Genomic DNA, 19,556 nt, shown 5'->3' with positions numbered 1-19,556 from the left:
TACATTTTTATGGTTAGCGTGAATATAAATTTATTTTAAAGATCAGGTGGATATTTACATCATTTTTCTTAGGGTGTTTGTGTAAACCAATAAAAAACCGCCAGCAAATGGCGGTTTTTTAAACTGGATTTTATTTCAGGAAGCGCTGATAACCTAAGTTATTGCTAATTTCCGCATATGGATAGCTAATGCTTTCCAGGGTTTCAATCAGCCCGTCCGGGTTCTGTTTGGCATCGCTGGCTTCCAGACCAACCAGCACACGGCCTTCGGCGGCGCCGTGGTTACGGTAATGGAACAGGGTGATGTTATGGGTCGGGCCTAAACGCTCCAGGAAGGTCAGCAGGGCGCCTGGACGCTCCGGAAATTCCACCCGGAACAGACGTTCATTTTCAATATCGGCATGACCGCCAATTAAATAGCGGATGTGCAGCTTAGCCACTTCATCATCAGACAGATCATCAACATCATATTGCACTTTCAAGGCCTCAAAGATGTCATGACGTTCTTTTTCACCGCCTTTTAAGCTAATGCCGACAAAGACCTGTGCGGCCGATGCATCACTGGCACGATAGTTAAACTCGGTAATATTACGGCCTTGCAGGGCGCGGCAGAAGTTCAGGAAGGAACCTTTCTGCTCTGGAATGGTGACTGCAAAAATCGCTTCTTTGCGTTCGCCCAGTTCAGTACGCTCGGCGATATAACGCAGGCGGTCAAAGTTCATGTTCGCGCCGCAAACAATCGACACGATATTTTTACCAATCAGCTCATGCTGCTCGACATATTTTTTGATGCCGGCCAGCGCCATAGCACCTGATGGTTCTACAATGCTGCGGTTTTCATCAAAAGTATCTTTAATTGCAGCGCAGATTTCATCGGTATTCACCAGCACCACATCCGGTTCGACAATCGGGCCAGAGTTATCTGATTTTTGCAGACGAATCACATCAAAGGGTTTTTCACCAATCTGTGCCACGGCGGTCCCATCGGCAAATAGACCGACCGAAGGCAGAACAATACGTTCACCAGCTTCTAAGGCTGCTTTCAGACAGGCCGATTCATCATATTCCACTGGAATGACTTTGACGTGCGGAGCGACATCACCCAAGTACGCTGCTACACCGGCAATCAGGCCACCGCCACCTACGGCAACAAAGACATAATCGACATCGCGCCATTGGCGTAAAATTTCATTGGCGATGGTGCCTTGGCCGGCCATGACCAGTTCATCATCATAAGGTGGAATGAAGGTCATGCCATCATCCTGGGCACGCTGAATGGCATATTTGTTGGCTACATCAAACGAATCGCCGTGTAGTACTACTTCGCCACCTAAACGTTTTACCGCCTGTACTTTAATATCTGGCGTGGTTTTAGGCATCACGATAATGGCACGAATCCCCAGTTTTTTTCCTGAAAGAGCCACGCCTTGAGCATGGTTGCCGGCTGAAGCTGTGATCACGCCACGTTCTAACTGCGCTTTAGGTAGTTGGCTAATACGGTTATAGGCACCGCGTAGTTTGAAAGAAAAGACCGGTTGTAAATCTTCCCGCTTGAAGCGGATGTTGTTATTCAGTCGTTCACTAATTCGTGGCGCTGCTTCGAGTGGGGTTTCGATTGCAACATCGTAGACTGTTGCTTGTAAAATTTGTCGAACCAAACGAGACAGCATGTTAATCTTCCATCTAACAGTTTAAAATAGGGGTTTATTGTAACAAACCCCTGTACATTTGGGCTGTAAAATCAGCATCAAATGTCAAAAAATAGTTGAGCGAAGTCATGAGTCTGTATGCAACCCAAGATGAGAAGAAACAAGCTGCGGCAAAAGCAGCCTTAAAACATTTGCCTAAAGGCGGGATTCTGGGTGTAGGCACAGGCAGTACCGTCAATTTCCTCATCGATTTATTGCCTGAATTGCAATTGGAAGCGGCTGTAGCCAGTTCTGAAGCAACGGCAGAGCGCCTGAAAAAGCTGGGTATTGAAGTCGTGGATATGAACAGCGTGGGCGGTTTAGATGCCTATGTCGATGGCGCAGATGAAATTGACCGTCATATGCACATGATTAAAGGTGGCGGTGCGGCGTTAACCCGTGAAAAAATTGTCGCGTCGATTGCGAAAAAATTTGTTTGTATCGTCGATGATTCAAAATGGGTTGAACAGTTGGGCCGTGAATTCCCGCTACCGGTTGAAGTAATTCCAATGGCGCGTTCTGCTGTGGCACGCAAGCTGGTCGCACTTGGGGGTGATCCGGCGTACCGTGAAGGTGTGGTAACCGATAACGGCAATGTGATTTTAGATGTTTATAACCTGAACATCTTAAATGCACTGGAACTGGAAAAAACCATCAATGATATTCCAGGTGTGGTGTGTAATGGTATTTTTGCTTTAAACAAAGCTGATATTGCCATTGTTGCAACCAATAACGGTATTGAAGAGCGTACTGCAATTTAAACTTAACACCTTTAAGAGTTAATCTCCCCAAACCCCTCTTTAAAAAAGAGGGGCTTTTCCCCTCTTTTATTAAGGGAGGCTCGGGGAGGACTCTCTAAAAAGAACAATAATGACATTATCCGACCTTCCTGAAATTCAAATCACCCGTAATGTTCGTGCGACGCGACTACGCTTACGTGTCGATGGTCAGCAGATAAAAGTCACGGCGCCTGTTTTTTGTAGCAATCGTCAAATCCAGAAATTTATTGCCGATGCCGAAGGCTGGCTGTTAAAAACCTGGCAAGCACAGCAGGCCCAGTTGCAGCGGGTTGATCAGAGCCTGCCTGCTGAATTACAACTGTTTAATCTCAATACGCCTATTCAGATTAGTTATCAGAGCCAGAAACAGAATTTTATCTGGGATGAATCTGCTTTACGGCTTTGGATTAGTGATCGTCATTCTGAAGCTTATTTAAAAACTTTTATTATTGCCTATGCTAAGCAGCATTTGCCGCTGTATTTAAAACAGTTAAGTCTGGATACCGGGCTGAACTTTAACGGCTGTAATATCCGCCAGCCGAAAACCCGTTGGGGCAGTTGCTCGGCCCGCCACGATATTATGCTGAATAGTGCGCTGGTATTAATGCCAGAAGCGATTTGTCGTTATGTCTGTGTGCATGAGTTGGCGCATACCCGCCATTTTGATCATAGCCCGCGCTTTTGGGCAGAGGTGGCGCGGCATGATCCTGAGTTTCAGCAGCATCGACAATTTTTAAAACGCTTTCAGTTGCCGTATTGGTGGTTGGGGTGAGGGTGCCGGGTCATCCTTGTTGAACTCACCCATTCCTCGTTCATTTTCTTGAAAAATCAGTACTCTGATCGATCCAATAGATACATAAGACAAAAAACCATCAATACCGAGTAAAAAGGTTTAGAAAGCACAAACTTCCTGTCATACTACTGCTTTATTGAACATAGCACACTTGATTGAGGTATGAACGTGATTTCAGTAGGTATTGTCGGCGGTACAGGTTATACAGGCGTTGAACTTTTACGTCTTTTACTACGACATCCAGAGGTACAGGTCACTGTATTAACCTCACGTACTGAAGCTGGTCGCCGTGTCGATGATATGTTCCCAAGTCTGCGTGGTCATACCGATTTATGCTATTCAGATTTAAATATTGAAGATTTAAAACAGTGTGATGTGGTGTTCTTTGCCACGCCGCACGGTGTTGCCATGAAACACGCGGCCGATCTGGTTGCGGCCAATACCAAAGTCATTGATCTGGCGGCAGATTTCCGTTTACAGGATTTGGCCCAATTCGAAAAATGGTACGGCATGGAACATGCCTGCCCAGAGATTCTTAAAGATTCAGTCTATGGTTTATCTGAACTGAACCGTGAGCAGATCAAAACTGCACAGGTGATTGGCAACCCGGGCTGTTATCCAACTACCGTGCAATTAGGTTTGGCACCATTATTAAAATCTGCTGAAACCTTGATTAAACCTCAAAGTATTATTATTGATGCCAAATCGGGCGTATCCGGCGCCGGCCGTAAAGCCAGCCTGGGCATGATTTACTCTGAAAATGCCGATAACTTCAAGGCTTATGGGGTGGCAGGTCACCGTCATCATCCGGAAATTGTGGAAGCATTGGAAAACATTTCTGGTCAAAAAGATGTGTTTAACCACATTGTGTTTGTGCCGCATTTAGTACCGATGATTCGTGGCATGCTCAGCACCATGTATATTGACCTGACCGATGCAGGGGATGCGGCAGATGTACAGGCGCTGTATGAACAGTTTTATGCGCAAGAGCAGTTTGTAGATGTAATGCCAGTAGGTAGCTCACCGGAAACGCGTTCAGTACGCGGCGCGAACCAGCTGCGTATTGCCCTGTACAAGCCGCAACCGAAGAAACTGGTGGTGCTGGTGGCGCAGGACAATTTGGTGAAAGGTGCAGCCGGTCAGGCGGTACAAAACATGAACCTGATGTTTGGCTTTGCAGAGCAGGCTGGCCTAGAGGTGATTGGTCTATTACCATAAGAAACGCTTTTCGACTTCACACACATTTAGATTTCGATTTAAATGTGTGGTTTGAATGCAATCAAAACAAGAGATGACGATGCAGAATACGGATACCAATACCACGTCACAACCGACGCCACCGAAAAAACCTTTTATGCAAAGCAATTTACCTCTCGTACTCGGTGCAGCTGTATTAATGTTAGGCAGCGGCTTTTTGGGCTATTCGGTGGGGCATCGTCAGGGTTTGACTGTGGTCGGTTATGATGCCGATGCAGAGCAGCTGGTTGAAGTCGTACAGGAACAGAAAGTTCGTCTGGAAAGCCTGAATAAAACCCTGAATGCAGCGGTTCAGGAGCGTGATGTGGCGGTCAGCAATGCCAATGACCTGTATGCGGCCCTGAATCAGGCACGTAATGATAAAATCCAGGCCGATGGTATGGGCAATTTATACCGTGAAGTGCTGCGTGATCGGGGTGGTTTAAGTCTGACCATCCAGAATATTGGGATTAAACCTTTACCCGATAATGCCTATGAATATCAGCTCGATCTGGTGCAGATCAGCCCGAATAAGCGCCGTGCTTCAGGCAATGTTGAACTGCGTCTGATTCAGGGCACCGAGGTGCTGGTGGTGCCCATGGAAGACAATAATTTCAATTTTGATAATTATGAGCGCCTGACGGGCCGCTGGACCATGCCAAAAGGCTTTAGTCCGCAATTTATTGAAGTGCGTTTAACTGGTAGTACACCTGTGACCAAACGATTCAGCTGGGCACGTGGAAAAGCCACGGAAGCGCCTTCTGCCTTTATCTCTGAAATACCGCAAGCAGAAGCCACTGCGCAATAACTGTGAAATAAATCTCTTATGCGAAGTAACAAACGACCAATTTGTTTAAACGAAATCAAACAGTCTTTTCAGCAGTCCGGCATGGTGGACTGGCATTTTAATCCGCGTTTAAGTACGGATGAGCCGAATGAGCATGAGGACGGAGACATTGCTGTACAGACGGCGCCGCCTGAATTAAAGCGTCCACCGTTATACGCTGTCGTTTTATTGAACGATGACTATACCCCAATGGACTTTGTAATTGAAATTTTACAACAATACTTTGCAATGAATCTTGACCAAGCGACTCAAGTAATGCTAACTGTACATTACGAAGGAAAAGGTATTGCAGGGGTTTATCCGCGAGACATCGCAGAGACCAAAGCAAACCAAGTCAATAATTACGCTCGATCTCAAGGTCATCCATTACTTTGTCAGATTGAGCCTAAAAACTAAGGGGGTTACATGCTCAGTCGTCAATTAGAAGTATCATTACGTTTGGCTGTTAGCATGGCTCGTCAAAAGAGACATGAGTTTCTGACGGTAGAACATTTATTATTGGCTTTGCTCGACAATGATTCTGCAGTAAATGCGCTAAAAGCATGCGGGGCAGATATTATTGTGCTGCGCAAAGAACTTGAAGAATATGTAGAACAGCATACCCCTAAACTCGGTGAAAACAGCGATCAGGCGCCGCATCCAACGGAAAGCTTTGACCGTATTTTGCAACGAGCAATTTTCCATGTGCAATCCAGTGGTGGTGATCGCACAGTCGAAGGCGCAGATATTCTGGTTGCGATGTATTCGGAACGGGATTCTTTTGCCGTATATCTATTAAAACGCCATCAAATTAACCGTTTAACCTTAACCCAGTATCTTTCTCACGGTACGCGCAAAGAAGAATCGCAAGCCGAAGAAGAAATTGAAGATCTCGATGGGGAAAGCTCAACTTCGGCCAATAGCGGTCCGCTGGAGCTGTATACCACCAACCTCAACAATGAAGCGGTGAAGGGTAAAACTGACCCACTGATTGGCCGTGAAAAAGAAATTGAACGCGCTGCGCAAATCTTATGTCGCCGTCGTAAAAACAACCCGCTGCTGGTCGGTGATCCGGGGGTGGGTAAAACCTCAATTGCCGAAGGTCTGGCCTGGTTAATCGTAAATGGTAAAGCGCCAAAACCACTGCTCAATTCAGAAATTTACAGTCTGGATATTGGTGCCTTGGTGGCCGGAACCAAATACCGCGGTGATTTTGAAAAACGCCTGAAACAGCTGTTAAATGCGTTAAAGAAAAAGCCGGAAGCGATTTTATTTATTGATGAAATCCACATGATTATTGGTGCCGGTTCCAGCATGGGCAGCACCATGGATGCCTCGAACCTGATTAAACCGGCGCTAGCCAACGGCACTTTGCGTTGTATCGGTTCGACCACGTTCCAGGAATATCGTCAGGTCTTTGAGAAAGATCATGCCTTGTCGCGTCGTTTCCAGAAAATTGATGTCAATGAGCCATCAATTCCTGAAACCATTGATATTTTACGTGGCCTGAAATCAAAATTTGAAGATTTCCACCATGTCCAATATGATGATAAAGCACTGGTTTCTGCGGTTGAGTTGTCATCTAAATACATTAATGACCGTTTCTTGCCAGACAAGGCCATTGACGTGATTGATGAAGCCGGTGCACAGCGCCGTCTGAAAGATGAACAGGAAGATCGTCTGATTACCGTGGAAAATATCGAAGATATTGTGGCGAAAATTGCCCGTATTCCACCGAAAACGGTGTCTAAAGATGACAAGACTGTGCTTGAGCATCTGGAACGTGATCTGAAACGTGTGGTGTTCGGTCAGGATGAAGCGATTGAAGCACTGGCGTCTGCCATCAAACTGTCGCGCGCCGGTTTGAAATCGCCAGATAAGCCTGTTGGTAGCTTTGTATTTGCCGGCCCGACCGGGGTGGGTAAAACTGAAGTCACCAAGCAGCTGGCCAAATTGCTGGGTGTCGAGCTGGTCCGTTTTGATATGTCTGAGTACATGGAACGCCACGCGGTGTCCCGTTTAATTGGTGCGCCGCCGGGCTATGTCGGTTTTGATCAGGGTGGTTTGCTTACCGATGCGATTCATAAAAATCCGCATTGTGTGCTGCTACTCGATGAAATTGAAAAAGCCCATCCGGATGTGTTTAACCTGTTGCTGCAAATTATGGATCATGGCTCATTGACCGATAATAACGGACGTAAGTCAGACTTCCGTAATGTGGTGCTGGTACTGACCACCAATATTGGTGCAGAAAGTATTTCTCGTGTCAGCATTGGCTTTATGGAACAGGACAACAGCAATGACAACCAGGAAGCAATGAAAAAGGCCTTCTCGCCTGAGTTCCGTAACCGTCTGGACAGCGTGATTCAGTTTAAAGCCTTGCCGACCAGCGTGATTGAAAGTGTAGTCGACAAGTTCCTGACCGAACTGCAAGCCCAGCTAGATGAGAAAAAAGTCATTCTTGAAGTAGATCAGGATGCACGTGAATGGATGGCCGAACATGGCTATGACCGTTTAATGGGTGCACGTCCAATGCAGCGTTTAATTCAGGAACACCTGAAGAAACCGCTGGCAGAGATGATCCTGTTTGGTGAGCTGGCTGAACACGGCGGCAATGTAGCCGTATCCGTGAAGAAAGAAAACGGCAAAGCTACCGGTTTGAAACTCGAAGTATTTGAAGATCAAACCGCTGAACCGGCTTAATCCTGTACTTGAATATGAAAGCCCGTGTACGCACGGGCTTTTGTTTGCTTAAGGCTTACCTTTTTACCTTTCTATTGGCAAGCTGCGCGTCACTAATATTGTGAGTTTTTATGGATTTTTCTATCACTAAAATTCTGACCACGGTTTGCCTGTTTTTGGTGACGGCGGTGGCGGAAATTTTGGGCTGTTACTTTCCTTATTTAATTTTGAATCAGGGGAAATCACATTGGCTCTGGTTACCTACAGTAGTGGCTCTGGCGGTATTTGTCTGGCTGTTAACCTTGCATCCGGCAGCATCAGGGCGAATTTACGCCGCTTATGGTGGGATTTATATTTTCACTGCTTTAATGTGGCTGAAATTTGTTGATCAGGTCAGTTTAAGCCGTTGGGATCTGCTGGGCGGTCTGGTGGTGATGTGCGGTGCGCTGATTATTATTTTGCAGCCACAAGGACTGGTGCGTTAATTTTTCTATTGTCATCGTAGGCTGAAAATAGGGATTTGCTGCGGCAGGATTTACTACCGCAGTTAGTGATAAATCGGGTTGGTTTAGAATTTACATTCCGAATTTTTTAGCTGTAACTGAAATTGCTGCTGCGCCGAACTTAACTGCAGCTCAATCCGGTAGGGATTGACGCGTTGGAACTGATGCTCAAAAATCATCTCGCAATTCTGCAGTAAATTCTTTTTCATGATTTTTTTCACTTCGCTATGGCCAACATCCTGAGCAAACTGCTCAAAATCCGGGCTGCTAATCAAACCTTCCACTTCAACTCGGTCTGCAAATAGCTGCATCTGTTCAATAATCGTATTCTGATCGACCTGATACGGCAGGGTGCGTGAATCTTCCACACTAATAATATTCAGAATTTCATTGAGCCCGGTCGTGTTTTTAATTTTGTACTCGGCATCAATGATCTGTTTTTGTTGCAGATACTGGTCCAGTTCACTGGCATGGCTGGTGAATGAAAAGACACTGAGTCCGAGGGCTAAAACTGTCGACAAATAGATTTTATTGTTCATTCGAGTCACACATTATGAGCTGTATTTTAGACATTTATATCAACATGAATAGGGCGGATAAGCAACCATCCGATCTGGCTTCATCTCTATAAATTTAAGAAATATATAATCTATTTATCTATAAATTATTGTGTTTAAAGACTTTTTAACTAAAAAATTGATTAAAAATTACATTTTATTTTTTGTGTGAAGTTTCCATTAAAAGTTATATTAGCAACGTGCTTATGCTGTATCTAAGCAAAAATATCTCCTTATGTGGCAAGAGCTTATCGCCTCTACATGAGAAATTTCAATAAATTAAAAATGAGGAAGATAAACCTTGAGCCAAGCTTAAACCAAACAGGAAAAAGCCAGTCGAATTAAGGGAATTATCGGGGCGGCCTCGGGCAACCTCGTCGAATGGTTCGATTTCTATATCTATGCTGTATTTGCGGTTTACTTTACCCAAGCGCTGACTGCACCGAACATGGATAGTTCTACCCAGGCCATTTATGTCTGGGGGTATTTGCGGCAAGCTTCTTTATGCGTCCGATTGGCAGCTGGCTGTTTGGACGTATTGCCGATAAACATGGCCGTAAAAAGTCCATGGTGATTTCCATCTGCCTAATGGCCTTCAGTTCCTTTCTGTTTGCTGCATTGCCGACTTATGAGCAAGTCGGGATGGCGGCACCGTTCCTGCTGTTGCTGGTGCGTTTGTCACAAGGCTTGTCGGTTGGCGGGGAATATGGTGCGGTTGCCACCTATATGAGTGAGCTGGGTTTAAAAGGTCAGCGCGGCTTTTTTGCCTCGTTCTAATATGTGACTTTAACCGGCGGACAGTTACTGGCCAGCTTGCTGGGTGTAATTTTCCTGAGTTTTATGACCGAGCAGCAGTTACAGGATGGCGGCTGGCGTATTCCGTTTGTGATTGGTGGTCTGGCTGCCATTGCCTCACTGCTGGCACGAAGCCGTCTGGAAGAAACGTTGTCACATGAAGACAGCGATAAAGAAGAGTCGGGCAGCTTAAAAGAGCTGTTTAAAAATCACTGGAAAACTTTCTTGCTGGTGGTGGGCTATACCTCGGCGGGTTCACTTAGTTTCTATGTGATTACGGTTTATTCCAAAACCTATCTGACCAATATCGGCATTGATTCGCAGACGGTCGGGCTAATCATGACGGGCTGTATTTTTATTCTGATGGTGGCGCAGCCATTCTTCGGGATTTTATCAGACAGGATTGGTCGCAGAAATTCGATGCTGCTGTTTAGTGGTCTGATGGCGATTGCCATTTATCCTGTTATGGCAATCGAGATGCGTGCCTTTAGTGATTCACCCATGATGGTGGCCTTGCTGTTGATTTTCCTGATGATGCTGTTAAGTCTGTATACCTCGATCAGTGGAATTGTAAAAGCGGAAATGTTCCCGCCGCATGTGCGTGCACTCGGTGTTGGTTTCTCTTATGCGGTGGGTAATGCAGTATTTGGCGGCTCAGCCCCTTCAGTGGCTTTACAGTTTAAATCAGCCGGTATTGAAAACAGTTTCTTTATCTATGTGATTGTGATGCTGGTGATCTGTTTCTTCTATAGTCTGCAAATTCCTCGTGAAGCGCGCTATTTAAAAGATGATCATTAATCCGGATTTCATGACTTGATCAAAACGAAAAAAGCACCGGGAATGAACGGTGCTTTTTTATCTTGATGCGGTTAGCAATTATTTTAAATGCTCGTTGATCAGGAATTCCATTAGGGCTTTTTGTGCGTGTAGACGGTTTTCCGCTTCATCCCAAACCACAGAATTTTTATGATCCAGCATATTTTCTGAAATTTCTTCACCGCGGTGTGCAGGCAGGCAGTGCATGAACAGACAATCTGGATGCGCTAGATCCATGAGGCGTTCATTAACCTGATAGTTGGCAAATGCCTGCTCACGGATTTTCTGTTCTTCTTCTTGACCCATGCTGGCCCACACGTCGGTCACGATTAAATCGGCATTGACTGCGGCATCTTCAGCAGAATCGACCAGTTCAACACAGTGAGCAAATTCAGACAGGAATTTTTCTTGTGGCTCATAACCTTTAGGTGCGGCCACTTTCAGCTTGAAGCCCCACATGTGTGCCGCTTCAATATACGAGTTACACATGTTGTTGCCATCACCAATCCAGGCCACGGTTTTGCCTTCGATTGGACCGCGATGCTCAAGGAAGGTTTGCATATCGGCCAGTAATTGACATGGATGATGATCGTCAGTTAAGGCATTAATCACCGGCACTTTGGAATAAGAAGCAAAACGCTCCACAATGTCATGTCCAAAGGTGCGAATCATGACAATATCCAGCATGCTTGAAATCACGCGTGCTGAATCTTCAATAGGCTCACCACGACCTAACTGGGTGTCGCGTGGAGATAAGAAAATTGCGCTACCACCAAACTGATTCATACCAGCTTCAAACGATACACGGGTACGGGTACTCGACTTCTCAAAAATCATGCCCAAAACTTTACCAACAAAAGGTTGGAAAACTTCATGCTGATGCTGCTTGCGTTTAAGTTCAATTGCGCGTTGCAAAATCTGGTTAAGTTCTAAAGTCGACAGGTCGCGTAAAGTGAGAAAGTGACGTAGAGCCATTCGTTACTCCACAATAATTGCTGAAATTGAAATCAAAACAACAATTAGTTGTTGGTTGGTTAAATAAAACAGGGAATCGGCTAATATACTATATTGAATCGAAATTGCAAAAAACTAGACGATTTGGTGACCTTGCAGAAAGTGATCGACACAGTAATGAATATAGTCATCTGTGGTTTGCGGGTCATCCTGAACAGGCAAGCCCATTAAAATCCGCCATTCCAGATTACGCAGAATGCCAAAGAACAGCTGCGCTGAATAAAGTGAATTCTCACAGCGAATCAGACCCTGGGCGGCGGCATGATCCAGCGCATGTGCAATGGAAGTTTGCAAATGCTTGGGGCCTTGTTCATAGATATAACGCGCCAGTTCCACATTGTGCTGGGTGCGCTCCAAAATTAACCTTAAAAAGGCAGAATTGGCCGGCACACTTAAATGGCTTTTAAAATTATCTAGTGTATGAATTAAATAAGCCCGTAAATCACCCTCAAAAGATTCAAAGGGTAAGCAAATGTCTTTAAAGAACTTTTCCGCACGATAATCACAAATGGCGGTAAACAGGCCTTCTTTATTGCCAAAATATTTATAGATAAAGGCCTTGGAACCACCGGCATGATGCACGATATCATCCAGCGAGACAGCATCGTAGCCATGTTCCAGAAACAGGTCATTGGCGCTCAATAATAAAGCCAGACAGCGTTCATGCCCACGCTTGGTCGGAGGGACATCTTTGCTAAAGGGTTCTAACTGAGCCAAATCATGCATAATCAGGGAGCAGGCCGCCAATTGGTAAGGAATAAATATAATTGTAGCAAATATATGACCGCTTGGCATGGAATAGCGTAGACGGAAATGTATTGACTTTTTTCTTACAGATTTACTTGAATATTTGACTAAAGTTTTAGGGACTTTATTCTAATTGGTCATGGTTTAGGCAAAGATTCTGAGTATACTCAAGCCTCAATAATTAGAAACTACTGTGGAAAGGACGATGACAGAACAAACATCTGCGGGCTTAAGATTCAGACAGGCGCTGGACACGGAAAAGCCCTTACAAATTATCGGTACAGTCAATGCCTATGCAGCCATGATGGCAAAACAGGTCGGCTATAAAGCCATTTATGTATCGGGTGCAGGTGTCGCCAATTATTCCTACGGTTTGCCGGATTTGGGCATGACCAGCCTCGATAATGTCCTGGAAGATGTACGCCGTATTACAGAACGTGTCGATACACCTGTGCTGGTGGATATTGATACCGGCTGGGGCGGTGCATTTAATATTGGCCGTACCATCAAGCAAATGATTGCAGCAGGTGCTGCTGCGGTGCATATTGAAGATCAGGTGGCGCAAAAACGCTGTGGCCATCGCCCGAACAAGGAAATTGTGACCCAGCAGGAAATGGTGGATCGTATTAAAGCGGCAGTCGATGCCAAGACCGATTCCAACTTTGTGGTGATGGCGCGTACCGATGCCTTGCAAAAAGAAGGTTTGCAGGCGGTGATTGACCGGGCCTGTGCCTGTGTCGAGGCGGGTGCAGATGCAATTTTTGCAGAAGCCATGACTGACATTACCATGTACAAAACTGTTTGTGATGCAGTCGGTGTACCGGTACTGGCGAATATTACCGAATTTGGTGATACACCGTATTACACCACTGATGAACTGGCTGAGCAGGGCGTGCGTATGGTGTTATATCCATTGTCGGCAACACGTGCAATGCAAAAAGCAGCACTGGAAGTGATGCAGTCGATTCGTGAGCATGGCACACAAACCCATGTGCTGGATAAAATGCAGCAACGCAAAGAATTATATGAATTTTTAGATTACCACACCTTTGAAAACACATTAGATAAACTGTTCAAGCAGGAGAATTAAAACAATGGCTGAAGGAAAAGTACTGACTGGCGCTGGATTGCGCGGACAAGTCGCAGGGAAAACCGCATTATCGACAGTTGGAAAAAGCGGTGCGGGTCTGACCTATCGTGGTTATGACGTGCAGGATCTGGCAGAAAACTGCCAGTTTGAGGAAGTCGCTTATCTGATCTTCTTTGGTGAATTACCTACCACCGAACAGCTAACCAGCTATAAAGCCAAGCTGAAATCTTTACGTCAGTTACCAGATGCACTAAAAGAAGTACTGGAGCGTATTCCGGCCGATTCACATCCAATGGATGTGATGCGTACTGGCGTGTCGATGCTTGGCAATCTGGAAACCGAACAGTCGTTTGATGTACAGCAAGATGTTGCCGACCGTATTCTGGCCGCTTTACCGGGCATTATCTGTTACTGGTACCGTTTTAGCCATGACGGCGTACGTGTTGATGAAAACACCGATGATGATTCAATTGGCGCGCAATTCCTGCATCTGTTACGTGGTGAAAAACCCAATGAGCTGCATGAACAGGTGATGAACGTGTCGTTAATTCTGTATGCAGAGCATGAGTTTAACGCATCCACCTTTACTGCACGCGTGTGTGCATCAACCTTGTCTGATATGCACTCATGTATTACCGGCGCGATTGGTTCACTGCGTGGTCCACTGCACGGTGGCGCCAATGAAGCGGCCATGGAAATGATTGAAAACTGGACCTCTCCAGAAGAAGCTGAGCGTGAAATGCTGGGCATGCTAGAGCGTAAAGAAAAGATCATGGGCTTTGGTCATGCTATTTACAAGGACAATGACCCGCGTAATGGCATTATTAAAGTCTGGTCAGAGCGTCTGGCCAAAGATGTAGGTGATACCGTACTTTATCCGGTATCGGTCCGCTGTGAAGAAGTGATGTGGCGCGAGAAAAAACTGTTCTGTAACGCAGACTTCTTCCATGCTTCGGCTTATCACTTTATGGGTATTCCGACCAAGCTGTTCACGCCAATCTTTGTGATGTCGCGTGTGACCGGCTGGGCGGCGCATGTGATGGAACAGCGTGCAGATAACCGTATTATTCGTCCAAGCGCGGATTATACCGGTCCAGAACTGCGTAAAGTGGTGCCAATTGCAGAGCGTACCTCGGCGGCTTAATCTGCCGTGTCATTGAATAAAGCCTCATTTGAGGCTTTATTTTTTGTTGCTATATTTTTTCCGCTATATTTTTGCTGTTATTGAGAATTGCTGAGCAGAACCGGATCTTCAATCGGATAGCCCATTTCAAACGGAATGCCTAAATATTTCACAGTCACCAGCATTTTGGACTGCTGCGGGATGTTATAGGCCTGGTGAATGTTCAAGCCTTGCTTGTAACTGGTGGATTGCTGGACGGTACTGCGGAAGTTCCCCGCATCAACCCGATAGCAATACTGCCACTGCGGCACTGGTTCCGTACCATTAATCCAGTCGGCACGACGTTTGCTACTGTGCAAAACCTTAATTTGTGCCTGTTGCGTTCTAAGCTTGGTTAAGGGGTTTAGGCGGTTTTTAATTTTGGCCAACTCGGCATTAAAGCGGGTAGGCTGCTGGTCATAGTCAATCTTTTTGGTTTTGGGGTTAATATACAGCGAATTGACCTGAACCAGCTGATTCGGCTGTTTAGATTTAAAGTTGTAATAATACAGCTGTGGCAAACGGCCACGGCCATCTTCATAATGGCGCAGCAGATAGACTTTTTGATCTTTCTGGTCATAACCCAGCACTTCAATCCGTTGCTGGCCGCCGACGGTGGCAAAACTGATGATGGGCAGACAGGCCAAAGCAGAAAATAATAATGGTTGAACCAGTTTCATACTTCGACTCCACATTGCAGGATATGGTTTTACTTTAAGCCAAAATCATGGAGAAAAGATGAGAAACAGTGTATCTAGGCGGGTGAAGATAAAATAAGCGCCAATACTTCCTGTGCTACCAATTGGGTCAGCTGATCCAGCCGTTCAATCGGGCTGCCATCCAGCAGATAATGAAAATTATGCAATTGCTGCTGATAGTGAATGGCAATATAAAAAGTGCCTTCAGGTTTCTCTGCGCAGGCGCTGCCACCGGGTTTTAGCAAACCGGTACAGGCCACCACAATATTGGCCTGTTTAAACAGAGCCTGGCCATGCAAGGCCATCTGCGTGGTAATTTCCGCAGATTCCGCCGTGTAATGCGCAATCAGTGCCGGATCAATCTGTAACAGGTTGGCTTTAATGCTCGGGTCATAGCTGACCAGCGCCCCGAGTAAAATATCTGCGCCGCTATTCTTATAAATTGAAAACTGGCTGCATAAATAGCCTGAGCTGGCACTTTCAATAAAAGCAATGGTCAGTTGCCGTTGTTCTAGCGCATCACAGCAGCGTTTCAGCATGATGAATCTCCATTTCTTCTTCTTTTCCAAACGATTTTAAGCAAGATCAGTCTCAATCTTGTTGCGGATTCAGGCATTTAGCGCTAAAGATCGCGCGTTCCGATTTCAATTGTATAGCAGTTAGGCGAAACTCGAAATTATCGGTTTATTCTGCTGCAAAAGAATGGTAAAACTAAAAATAAAGTGCTTAGTGAAAGTAGGTTAATACAATGAAAACGATTGTGAAATATATGGTCTTAAAAGACCTCGACTATCAGTTAGGAACCTTACTTTTCCAGGAGGAATTACAGGCCGATGCTTTATATTTTGACCAGATTCCTGCAGTAATTTCTTATCAGAACCATCAGTTTAAAGTGATTAGTAAAGAACTGAAACGCGTCCAGAACGCAGCAGAGCCAGAAAACCTGCAACGTATTATTGTCAAAGTCGTGACTGTGGCATAATACGGAAAGTCGCCTGCGGGCGGCTTTTTTATACGCCTTATTTTTAAAAACTGTTGCAATAACAAAGCCTGAATTAACAAGAAAGCTGAAATATTGACCAAAGCCATACAGCGCGGCTGTCTTAAATCATGAACAATAAAAACAGTTCAACACAACAATAAAGACAGGAGTCGATGATGGCTAAACCAGAAAAAACCTCGAATGAAAAGACCCAGCAACAGCAACCTCAACCCAAGACCGATTCACAAGTGATTCCAAATAAAAAGAATCCGCATCCACAACATCCAAGAGATAAACAGGATACCGCCGTACAGCGCTAAGTCTGGGGGATGTTTATCCATCAGCTCCTTTTCTCATAGTTAAATCAAACGTGTTGCAGGGCAGGAAGCATCAGTATAGCGCAGAGCTCGCAGCAGTTTGATCAAGGAGATGCAAGATGAAGATCGGTTTATTATTTGGCATGTTTGCCAGTTGTACGCTGATGGCATGTCAAAGCGTACCTTCTACACCAGCACAACAGGTAGATGTGACCAAGTCCTTAGGTTTAAAGCAGTGTGAGGGGGATGATCCCAAAGTGCGTTTACAGCAGCTGAAAGAGCAACTGCAGCAGGCCGGGATAGAAGTTTATAATGAAGCACTCGGGCATGATGGTCTGGTACATATTACCGTATGTGGTGCCAGTACCGGCCAGACTGCCATCTTTACCATTTCGGCAACACAACTGGGTGCGGCGCAAGGCTTGGGTTATCAGCTAACGCCAGCACCTTAGTCAAGAAAATGTGGCAAGTAACGTTTTGAAATTACTTTGAAAAATATGACTTGTTGTTTAAAAAAAATAAAAAATGGAAGCTTTTGCCAATGCTGGAAATCCAGGAAAATAGGACAATTTTAATCAAGAAATATGCGCTGTAAATTCTTATTTTCTCTTGACTTTTCTCTTTATGAGTTTGAGTCCATACATCCCTCGTATGGACTCTTTTTTTGCCTGGATTTTAATAGAAATGTAATTTATTAAAATATTTTAAACAATGGTAAAAATCGAGCAAAGCTAAATAACTGATATTTTTTATATTATATATCTATATATTATTTTTTCTATATTCTTAAAAATGAAACTTTTGCTACTTATATTTAAAACTAATGAATAAAGGTTAAAGTGAGGTTAAAGCAGATGAACGATGTCAGCTTGGAGTTTTTAAATCAGGCTATTGATAAGTGCCTAAAAGAGGGCAAGAAACCGAAAAAACTACGTTTGGGCTATAAATTGTATGCGCATTTTATGCATGATATGCGTTTTTCCAAGGAAGTCCGAGATTCTGCACTCGATCCGGACAAGCGCCGTTATCGTGGAATCAAGCTAAAAGTGACCCAAGATGAGTATGAATTAAGTTTTGTGGAAAAATAATAATCTGTATTTTTAAATAGATAAAAAAGTAAATGTTATTTTTTGCTAATTTTGGTGATAAAAATTTAATATAAATTACCAAGTATTCTAGATTTATATACATGTGGGGGATGTATATTATAAATGGGTGAGCTTTTGTAATATAATGCAATTGGTCATATCACTATTTCTTGGTATAAGAACAGAACAATAATAAGAAAGGAGTATGGATATGAAAGTGAATACACGACGGTCTTTAGATATTACGGTTCTGGTGAGTGCTTCATGTATTATCACCTGTATGATTTACTTATTAGGGCAAACCAGAGTCGTGCTCTTTTAAAAATAAAAACCACCTTCGGGTGGTTTTTATTTGCCAATTGAAATGGGTAAACCATTAACCTTCAATCTGACAGGCTTCAGCGCAGGCACGACAGGCGCGGGCACAGTTTTGACAATGCTCATCTTCATGCTGGCCACATTCTTCGGCACACAGTTCGCAGGCTTTGGCACATAAATCCATGGCTAAATGATGCAGCTCCGAGTTGCGAATTTCAAAGGCGACACAGAGTTTGCAGGTTTCAACACAGTCCAGACAGCGCTGGATACAGGTTCGCATCATCTGCACATGTTCTTCGTGTAAACAGGCATCTGCGCAGCGTTGACAAGCAACAATGCATTCCAGACAGGCCTGTATTGAAAGCGAAGATTGTTGAACGGATGAAAGATGCGGCAGCTGATTCATAAGCAGATCCTCGAATAAAGTCCGGTTGATATCAAAATTTATTGCGGTATTTCAATCCAGGTTTCTTGTACTTCTTGCAGGTTTTTAATCAGGATTATACGCTGCTCACAAATATCACCCACCCAAGATAGCGGGATCAGATGTGCTTTGCCTTCGGCATCCTGACTTAGTTGGATTCGATCTAAATCCAGAAACTGTTCAATTTGGCCCAGATGAACGCCATTAGCGGTAAAGACCTCCGCATGTTGTTGCAGTTCATGATGACGAAACTTGGCCATACTGCTGCCTCAAGAACAGGATTTTTTTCACTCTAATGCAAGCTATCGCGCAAAAGATGAAAAGCAATAAAAGCGATACAAATCAGCGGCAGATATTCACGTCGTATTAAACGGTTACATGCTTTTAAATAGAATAAAGAGAGGTGTGGGTTTTATTTATATACAAGGGTATTTTATTTATGACAGTTTTGTCCTATTTATATCAGACAGTTTAAGTGGATAAACTGCCTGATTTATTTTGATTTAAAACCGATATTTATTTATCGCTCGAAATCATACTTTTCAGGACATGATCGCGGTCAATAAAATGATGTTTTAATGCCGCCAGTACATGACCTATCAATAATAGGCCTGCTGCCCAGGATAAATAGATATGTAAGGGTTTGACGATGGCTAACAGCTCCGGATTGGCCTGTACCATCTGTGAAATTTCAAACAGATAAAGTACTGGTGCCGGATGGCCGGCGCTCCAGCTGAATAGACAGCCGGTAATTGGCAAGGTCAGTAGCATAAAGTACAGGGCTAAATGACCCAGATGAGCCAGTTTCTGCATAAGTGGTGACATGGTGTCAGGGAGTTTTGGCACCGGATGGGTATAGCGCCAGAAAATCCGGATTACAATCAGGAATATGAGCGTGGTGGCAATATTTTTATGTGTGTGATTCATAGAGATCGTTTCAATTTAGCGATCTCTAAATCCATCTTGTAATTGGCGTGTTGAATCCGTTCATTGGATGGGTTGTATTGCTTCTGGACCTCATCAGAGAAAGGGGTTTCTTCAC

The 19,556-nt window shown here is 44.5% G+C and carries 21 protein-coding genes and 2 pseudogenes; 14 read left to right on the top strand and 9 right to left on the bottom strand.

Annotation, left to right across the window (positions count from 1 at the left end; genetic code table 11):
* Positions 1-130: 130 nt before the first annotated feature.
* Positions 131-1,669 (bottom strand): threonine ammonia-lyase, biosynthetic, encoded by a 1,539-nt coding sequence (gene ilvA, locus FTU50_RS06225; RefSeq protein ID WP_005177685.1) that lies wholly within the window; start codon positions 1,667-1,669, stop codon positions 131-133.
* A 107-nt stretch (positions 1,670-1,776) separates the two neighbouring features.
* Here ilvA and rpiA point away from each other — a divergent pair, with 107 nt between their 5' ends.
* From rpiA to FTU50_RS06190, 7 genes are all read left to right on the top strand, one after another.
* Positions 1,777-2,448 (top strand): ribose-5-phosphate isomerase RpiA, encoded by a 672-nt coding sequence (gene rpiA / locus FTU50_RS06220; protein ID WP_005177689.1) that lies wholly within the window; start codon positions 1,777-1,779, stop codon positions 2,446-2,448.
* A 109-nt stretch (positions 2,449-2,557) separates the two neighbouring features.
* On the top strand, positions 2,558-3,238 hold the full coding sequence (locus FTU50_RS06215) for a M48 family metallopeptidase (protein ID WP_180062654.1): 681 nt from the start codon (positions 2,558-2,560) through the stop codon (positions 3,236-3,238).
* A gap of 183 nt (positions 3,239-3,421) precedes the next feature.
* A complete protein-coding gene (argC, locus tag FTU50_RS06210) occupies positions 3,422-4,477 on the top strand; it encodes an N-acetyl-gamma-glutamyl-phosphate reductase (RefSeq protein ID WP_180062653.1) in 1,056 nt (351 codons plus the stop codon).
* Between the two features lie 79 nt (positions 4,478-4,556).
* Positions 4,557-5,303: a DUF6776 family protein gene (locus FTU50_RS06205; RefSeq protein WP_075167738.1), complete on the top strand. Its 747-nt coding sequence runs from the start codon at positions 4,557-4,559 to the stop codon at positions 5,301-5,303.
* Between the two features lie 18 nt (positions 5,304-5,321).
* Positions 5,322-5,738, top strand: a complete 417-nt coding sequence (gene clpS / locus FTU50_RS06200) for an ATP-dependent Clp protease adapter ClpS (RefSeq protein WP_035363010.1) — start codon at positions 5,322-5,324, stop codon at positions 5,736-5,738.
* Positions 5,739-5,747: 9 nt separating this feature from the next.
* Positions 5,748-8,024, top strand: a complete 2,277-nt coding sequence (gene clpA / locus FTU50_RS06195; protein ID WP_127799531.1) for an ATP-dependent Clp protease ATP-binding subunit ClpA — start codon at positions 5,748-5,750, stop codon at positions 8,022-8,024.
* A gap of 110 nt (positions 8,025-8,134) precedes the next feature.
* Positions 8,135-8,488, top strand: coding sequence for a YnfA family protein (locus tag FTU50_RS06190; protein ID WP_045795696.1), 354 nt, complete (start codon positions 8,135-8,137; stop codon positions 8,486-8,488).
* 83 nt (positions 8,489-8,571) lie between these two features.
* Here FTU50_RS06190 and FTU50_RS06185 read toward each other — a convergent pair whose 3' ends face one another.
* Positions 8,572-9,045 carry a hypothetical protein gene (locus tag FTU50_RS06185; RefSeq protein WP_163141920.1) on the bottom strand — a complete coding sequence of 158 codons (474 nt, stop codon included), beginning with the start codon at positions 9,043-9,045 and terminating at the stop codon, positions 8,572-8,574.
* 358 nt (positions 9,046-9,403) lie between these two features.
* Between FTU50_RS06185 and FTU50_RS06180 the strand changes: the two are divergent.
* A pseudogene (locus FTU50_RS06180) lies at positions 9,404-10,656 on the top strand (MFS transporter).
* A 78-nt stretch (positions 10,657-10,734) separates the two neighbouring features.
* Here FTU50_RS06180 and argF read toward each other — a convergent pair.
* Positions 10,735-11,649, bottom strand: a complete 915-nt coding sequence (argF, locus tag FTU50_RS06175) for an ornithine carbamoyltransferase (RefSeq protein ID WP_045795694.1) — start codon at positions 11,647-11,649, stop codon at positions 10,735-10,737.
* 114 nt (positions 11,650-11,763) lie between these two features.
* On the bottom strand, positions 11,764-12,414 hold the full coding sequence (locus tag FTU50_RS06170; protein WP_075167741.1) for a TetR/AcrR family transcriptional regulator: 651 nt from the start codon (positions 12,412-12,414) through the stop codon (positions 11,764-11,766).
* Between the two features lie 226 nt (positions 12,415-12,640).
* Between FTU50_RS06170 and prpB the strand changes: the two genes are divergently transcribed.
* The gene (prpB, locus tag FTU50_RS06165; RefSeq protein ID WP_005177735.1) at positions 12,641-13,525 is read left to right on the top strand and encodes a methylisocitrate lyase; all 885 of its coding nucleotides are present in this window, start codon (positions 12,641-12,643) and stop codon (positions 13,523-13,525) included.
* Between the two features lie 4 nt (positions 13,526-13,529).
* On the top strand, positions 13,530-14,669 hold the full coding sequence (prpC, locus tag FTU50_RS06160; RefSeq protein ID WP_045795691.1) for a 2-methylcitrate synthase: 1,140 nt from the start codon (positions 13,530-13,532) through the stop codon (positions 14,667-14,669).
* Positions 14,670-14,746: 77 nt separating this feature from the next.
* Here prpC and FTU50_RS06155 read toward each other — a convergent pair whose 3' ends face one another.
* Positions 14,747-15,367 (bottom strand): aminotransferase, encoded by a 621-nt coding sequence (locus FTU50_RS06155; RefSeq protein ID WP_180062652.1) that lies wholly within the window; start codon positions 15,365-15,367, stop codon positions 14,747-14,749.
* Positions 15,368-15,441: 74 nt separating this feature from the next.
* The gene (locus tag FTU50_RS06150; RefSeq protein WP_163145831.1) at positions 15,442-15,924 is read right to left on the bottom strand and encodes a CinA family protein; all 483 of its coding nucleotides are present in this window, start codon (positions 15,922-15,924) and stop codon (positions 15,442-15,444) included.
* Positions 15,925-16,133: 209 nt separating this feature from the next.
* Here FTU50_RS06150 and FTU50_RS06145 point away from each other — a divergent pair, with 209 nt between their 5' ends.
* From FTU50_RS06145 to FTU50_RS06130, 4 genes are all read left to right on the top strand, one after another.
* Positions 16,134-16,367: a hypothetical protein gene (locus tag FTU50_RS06145; protein ID WP_127799541.1), complete on the top strand. Its 234-nt coding sequence runs from the start codon at positions 16,134-16,136 to the stop codon at positions 16,365-16,367.
* 176 nt (positions 16,368-16,543) lie between these two features.
* The gene (locus tag FTU50_RS06140) at positions 16,544-16,687 is read left to right on the top strand and encodes a hypothetical protein (protein WP_005177747.1); all 144 of its coding nucleotides are present in this window, start codon (positions 16,544-16,546) and stop codon (positions 16,685-16,687) included.
* Between the two features lie 116 nt (positions 16,688-16,803).
* Complete coding sequence (locus FTU50_RS06135; protein WP_160241333.1) at positions 16,804-17,136, top strand: hypothetical protein; 333 nt, start codon at positions 16,804-16,806, stop codon at positions 17,134-17,136.
* Between the two features lie 402 nt (positions 17,137-17,538).
* Positions 17,539-17,772, top strand: coding sequence for a hypothetical protein (locus FTU50_RS06130; protein ID WP_180045861.1), 234 nt, complete (start codon positions 17,539-17,541; stop codon positions 17,770-17,772).
* A 376-nt stretch (positions 17,773-18,148) separates the two neighbouring features.
* Here the strand turns inward: FTU50_RS06130 and FTU50_RS06125 are convergent, their stop codons facing one another.
* From FTU50_RS06125 to FTU50_RS06115, 3 genes and pseudogenes are all read right to left on the bottom strand, one after another.
* The gene (locus FTU50_RS06125) at positions 18,149-18,496 is read right to left on the bottom strand and encodes a four-helix bundle copper-binding protein (protein ID WP_005177753.1); all 348 of its coding nucleotides are present in this window, start codon (positions 18,494-18,496) and stop codon (positions 18,149-18,151) included.
* A 38-nt stretch (positions 18,497-18,534) separates the two neighbouring features.
* Entirely contained in the window at positions 18,535-18,774 is a 240-nt protein-coding gene (locus FTU50_RS06120; protein WP_005177756.1) for a DUF2171 domain-containing protein, read from the bottom strand.
* Between the two features lie 256 nt (positions 18,775-19,030).
* Positions 19,031-19,429, bottom strand: a pseudogene (locus FTU50_RS06115) (cytochrome b); the annotation flags it as partial.
* Between the last annotated feature and the right edge of the window lie 127 nt (positions 19,430-19,556).

Source organism: Acinetobacter sp. YH12112, assembly GCF_013418945.1.
Classification (GTDB): domain Bacteria; phylum Pseudomonadota; class Gammaproteobacteria; order Pseudomonadales; family Moraxellaceae; genus Acinetobacter; species Acinetobacter indicus.
This window is presented reverse-complemented; position numbering and strand designations above follow the sequence as displayed.

What these genes read in the sequence shown, in the direction of transcription:
- ilvA (WP_005177685.1), bottom strand. Translation starts at nt 1,669, where the DNA reads ATGCTGTCTCGTTTGGTTCGACAAATTTTACAAGCAACAGTCTACGAT.
- rpiA (WP_005177689.1), top strand. Translation starts at nt 1,777, where the DNA reads ATGAGTCTGTATGCAACCCAAGATGAGAAGAAACAAGCTGCGGCAAAA.
- FTU50_RS06215 (WP_180062654.1), top strand. Translation starts at nt 2,558, where the DNA reads ATGACATTATCCGACCTTCCTGAAATTCAAATCACCCGTAATGTTCGT.
- argC (WP_180062653.1), top strand. Translation starts at nt 3,422, where the DNA reads ATGAACGTGATTTCAGTAGGTATTGTCGGCGGTACAGGTTATACAGGC.
- FTU50_RS06205 (WP_075167738.1), top strand. Translation starts at nt 4,557, where the DNA reads ATGCAGAATACGGATACCAATACCACGTCACAACCGACGCCACCGAAA.
- clpS (WP_035363010.1), top strand. Translation starts at nt 5,322, where the DNA reads ATGCGAAGTAACAAACGACCAATTTGTTTAAACGAAATCAAACAGTCT.
- clpA (WP_127799531.1), top strand. Translation starts at nt 5,748, where the DNA reads ATGCTCAGTCGTCAATTAGAAGTATCATTACGTTTGGCTGTTAGCATG.
- FTU50_RS06190 (WP_045795696.1), top strand. Translation starts at nt 8,135, where the DNA reads ATGGATTTTTCTATCACTAAAATTCTGACCACGGTTTGCCTGTTTTTG.
- FTU50_RS06185 (WP_163141920.1), bottom strand. Translation starts at nt 9,045, where the DNA reads ATGAACAATAAAATCTATTTGTCGACAGTTTTAGCCCTCGGACTCAGT.
- argF (WP_045795694.1), bottom strand. Translation starts at nt 11,649, where the DNA reads ATGGCTCTACGTCACTTTCTCACTTTACGCGACCTGTCGACTTTAGAA.
- FTU50_RS06170 (WP_075167741.1), bottom strand. Translation starts at nt 12,414, where the DNA reads ATGCATGATTTGGCTCAGTTAGAACCCTTTAGCAAAGATGTCCCTCCG.
- prpB (WP_005177735.1), top strand. Translation starts at nt 12,641, where the DNA reads ATGACAGAACAAACATCTGCGGGCTTAAGATTCAGACAGGCGCTGGAC.
- prpC (WP_045795691.1), top strand. Translation starts at nt 13,530, where the DNA reads ATGGCTGAAGGAAAAGTACTGACTGGCGCTGGATTGCGCGGACAAGTC.
- FTU50_RS06155 (WP_180062652.1), bottom strand. Translation starts at nt 15,367, where the DNA reads ATGAAACTGGTTCAACCATTATTATTTTCTGCTTTGGCCTGTCTGCCC.
- FTU50_RS06150 (WP_163145831.1), bottom strand. Translation starts at nt 15,924, where the DNA reads ATGCTGAAACGCTGCTGTGATGCGCTAGAACAACGGCAACTGACCATT.
- FTU50_RS06145 (WP_127799541.1), top strand. Translation starts at nt 16,134, where the DNA reads ATGAAAACGATTGTGAAATATATGGTCTTAAAAGACCTCGACTATCAG.
- FTU50_RS06140 (WP_005177747.1), top strand. Translation starts at nt 16,544, where the DNA reads ATGGCTAAACCAGAAAAAACCTCGAATGAAAAGACCCAGCAACAGCAA.
- FTU50_RS06135 (WP_160241333.1), top strand. Translation starts at nt 16,804, where the DNA reads ATGAAGATCGGTTTATTATTTGGCATGTTTGCCAGTTGTACGCTGATG.
- FTU50_RS06130 (WP_180045861.1), top strand. Translation starts at nt 17,539, where the DNA reads ATGAACGATGTCAGCTTGGAGTTTTTAAATCAGGCTATTGATAAGTGC.
- FTU50_RS06125 (WP_005177753.1), bottom strand. Translation starts at nt 18,496, where the DNA reads ATGAATCAGCTGCCGCATCTTTCATCCGTTCAACAATCTTCGCTTTCA.
- FTU50_RS06120 (WP_005177756.1), bottom strand. Translation starts at nt 18,774, where the DNA reads ATGGCCAAGTTTCGTCATCATGAACTGCAACAACATGCGGAGGTCTTT.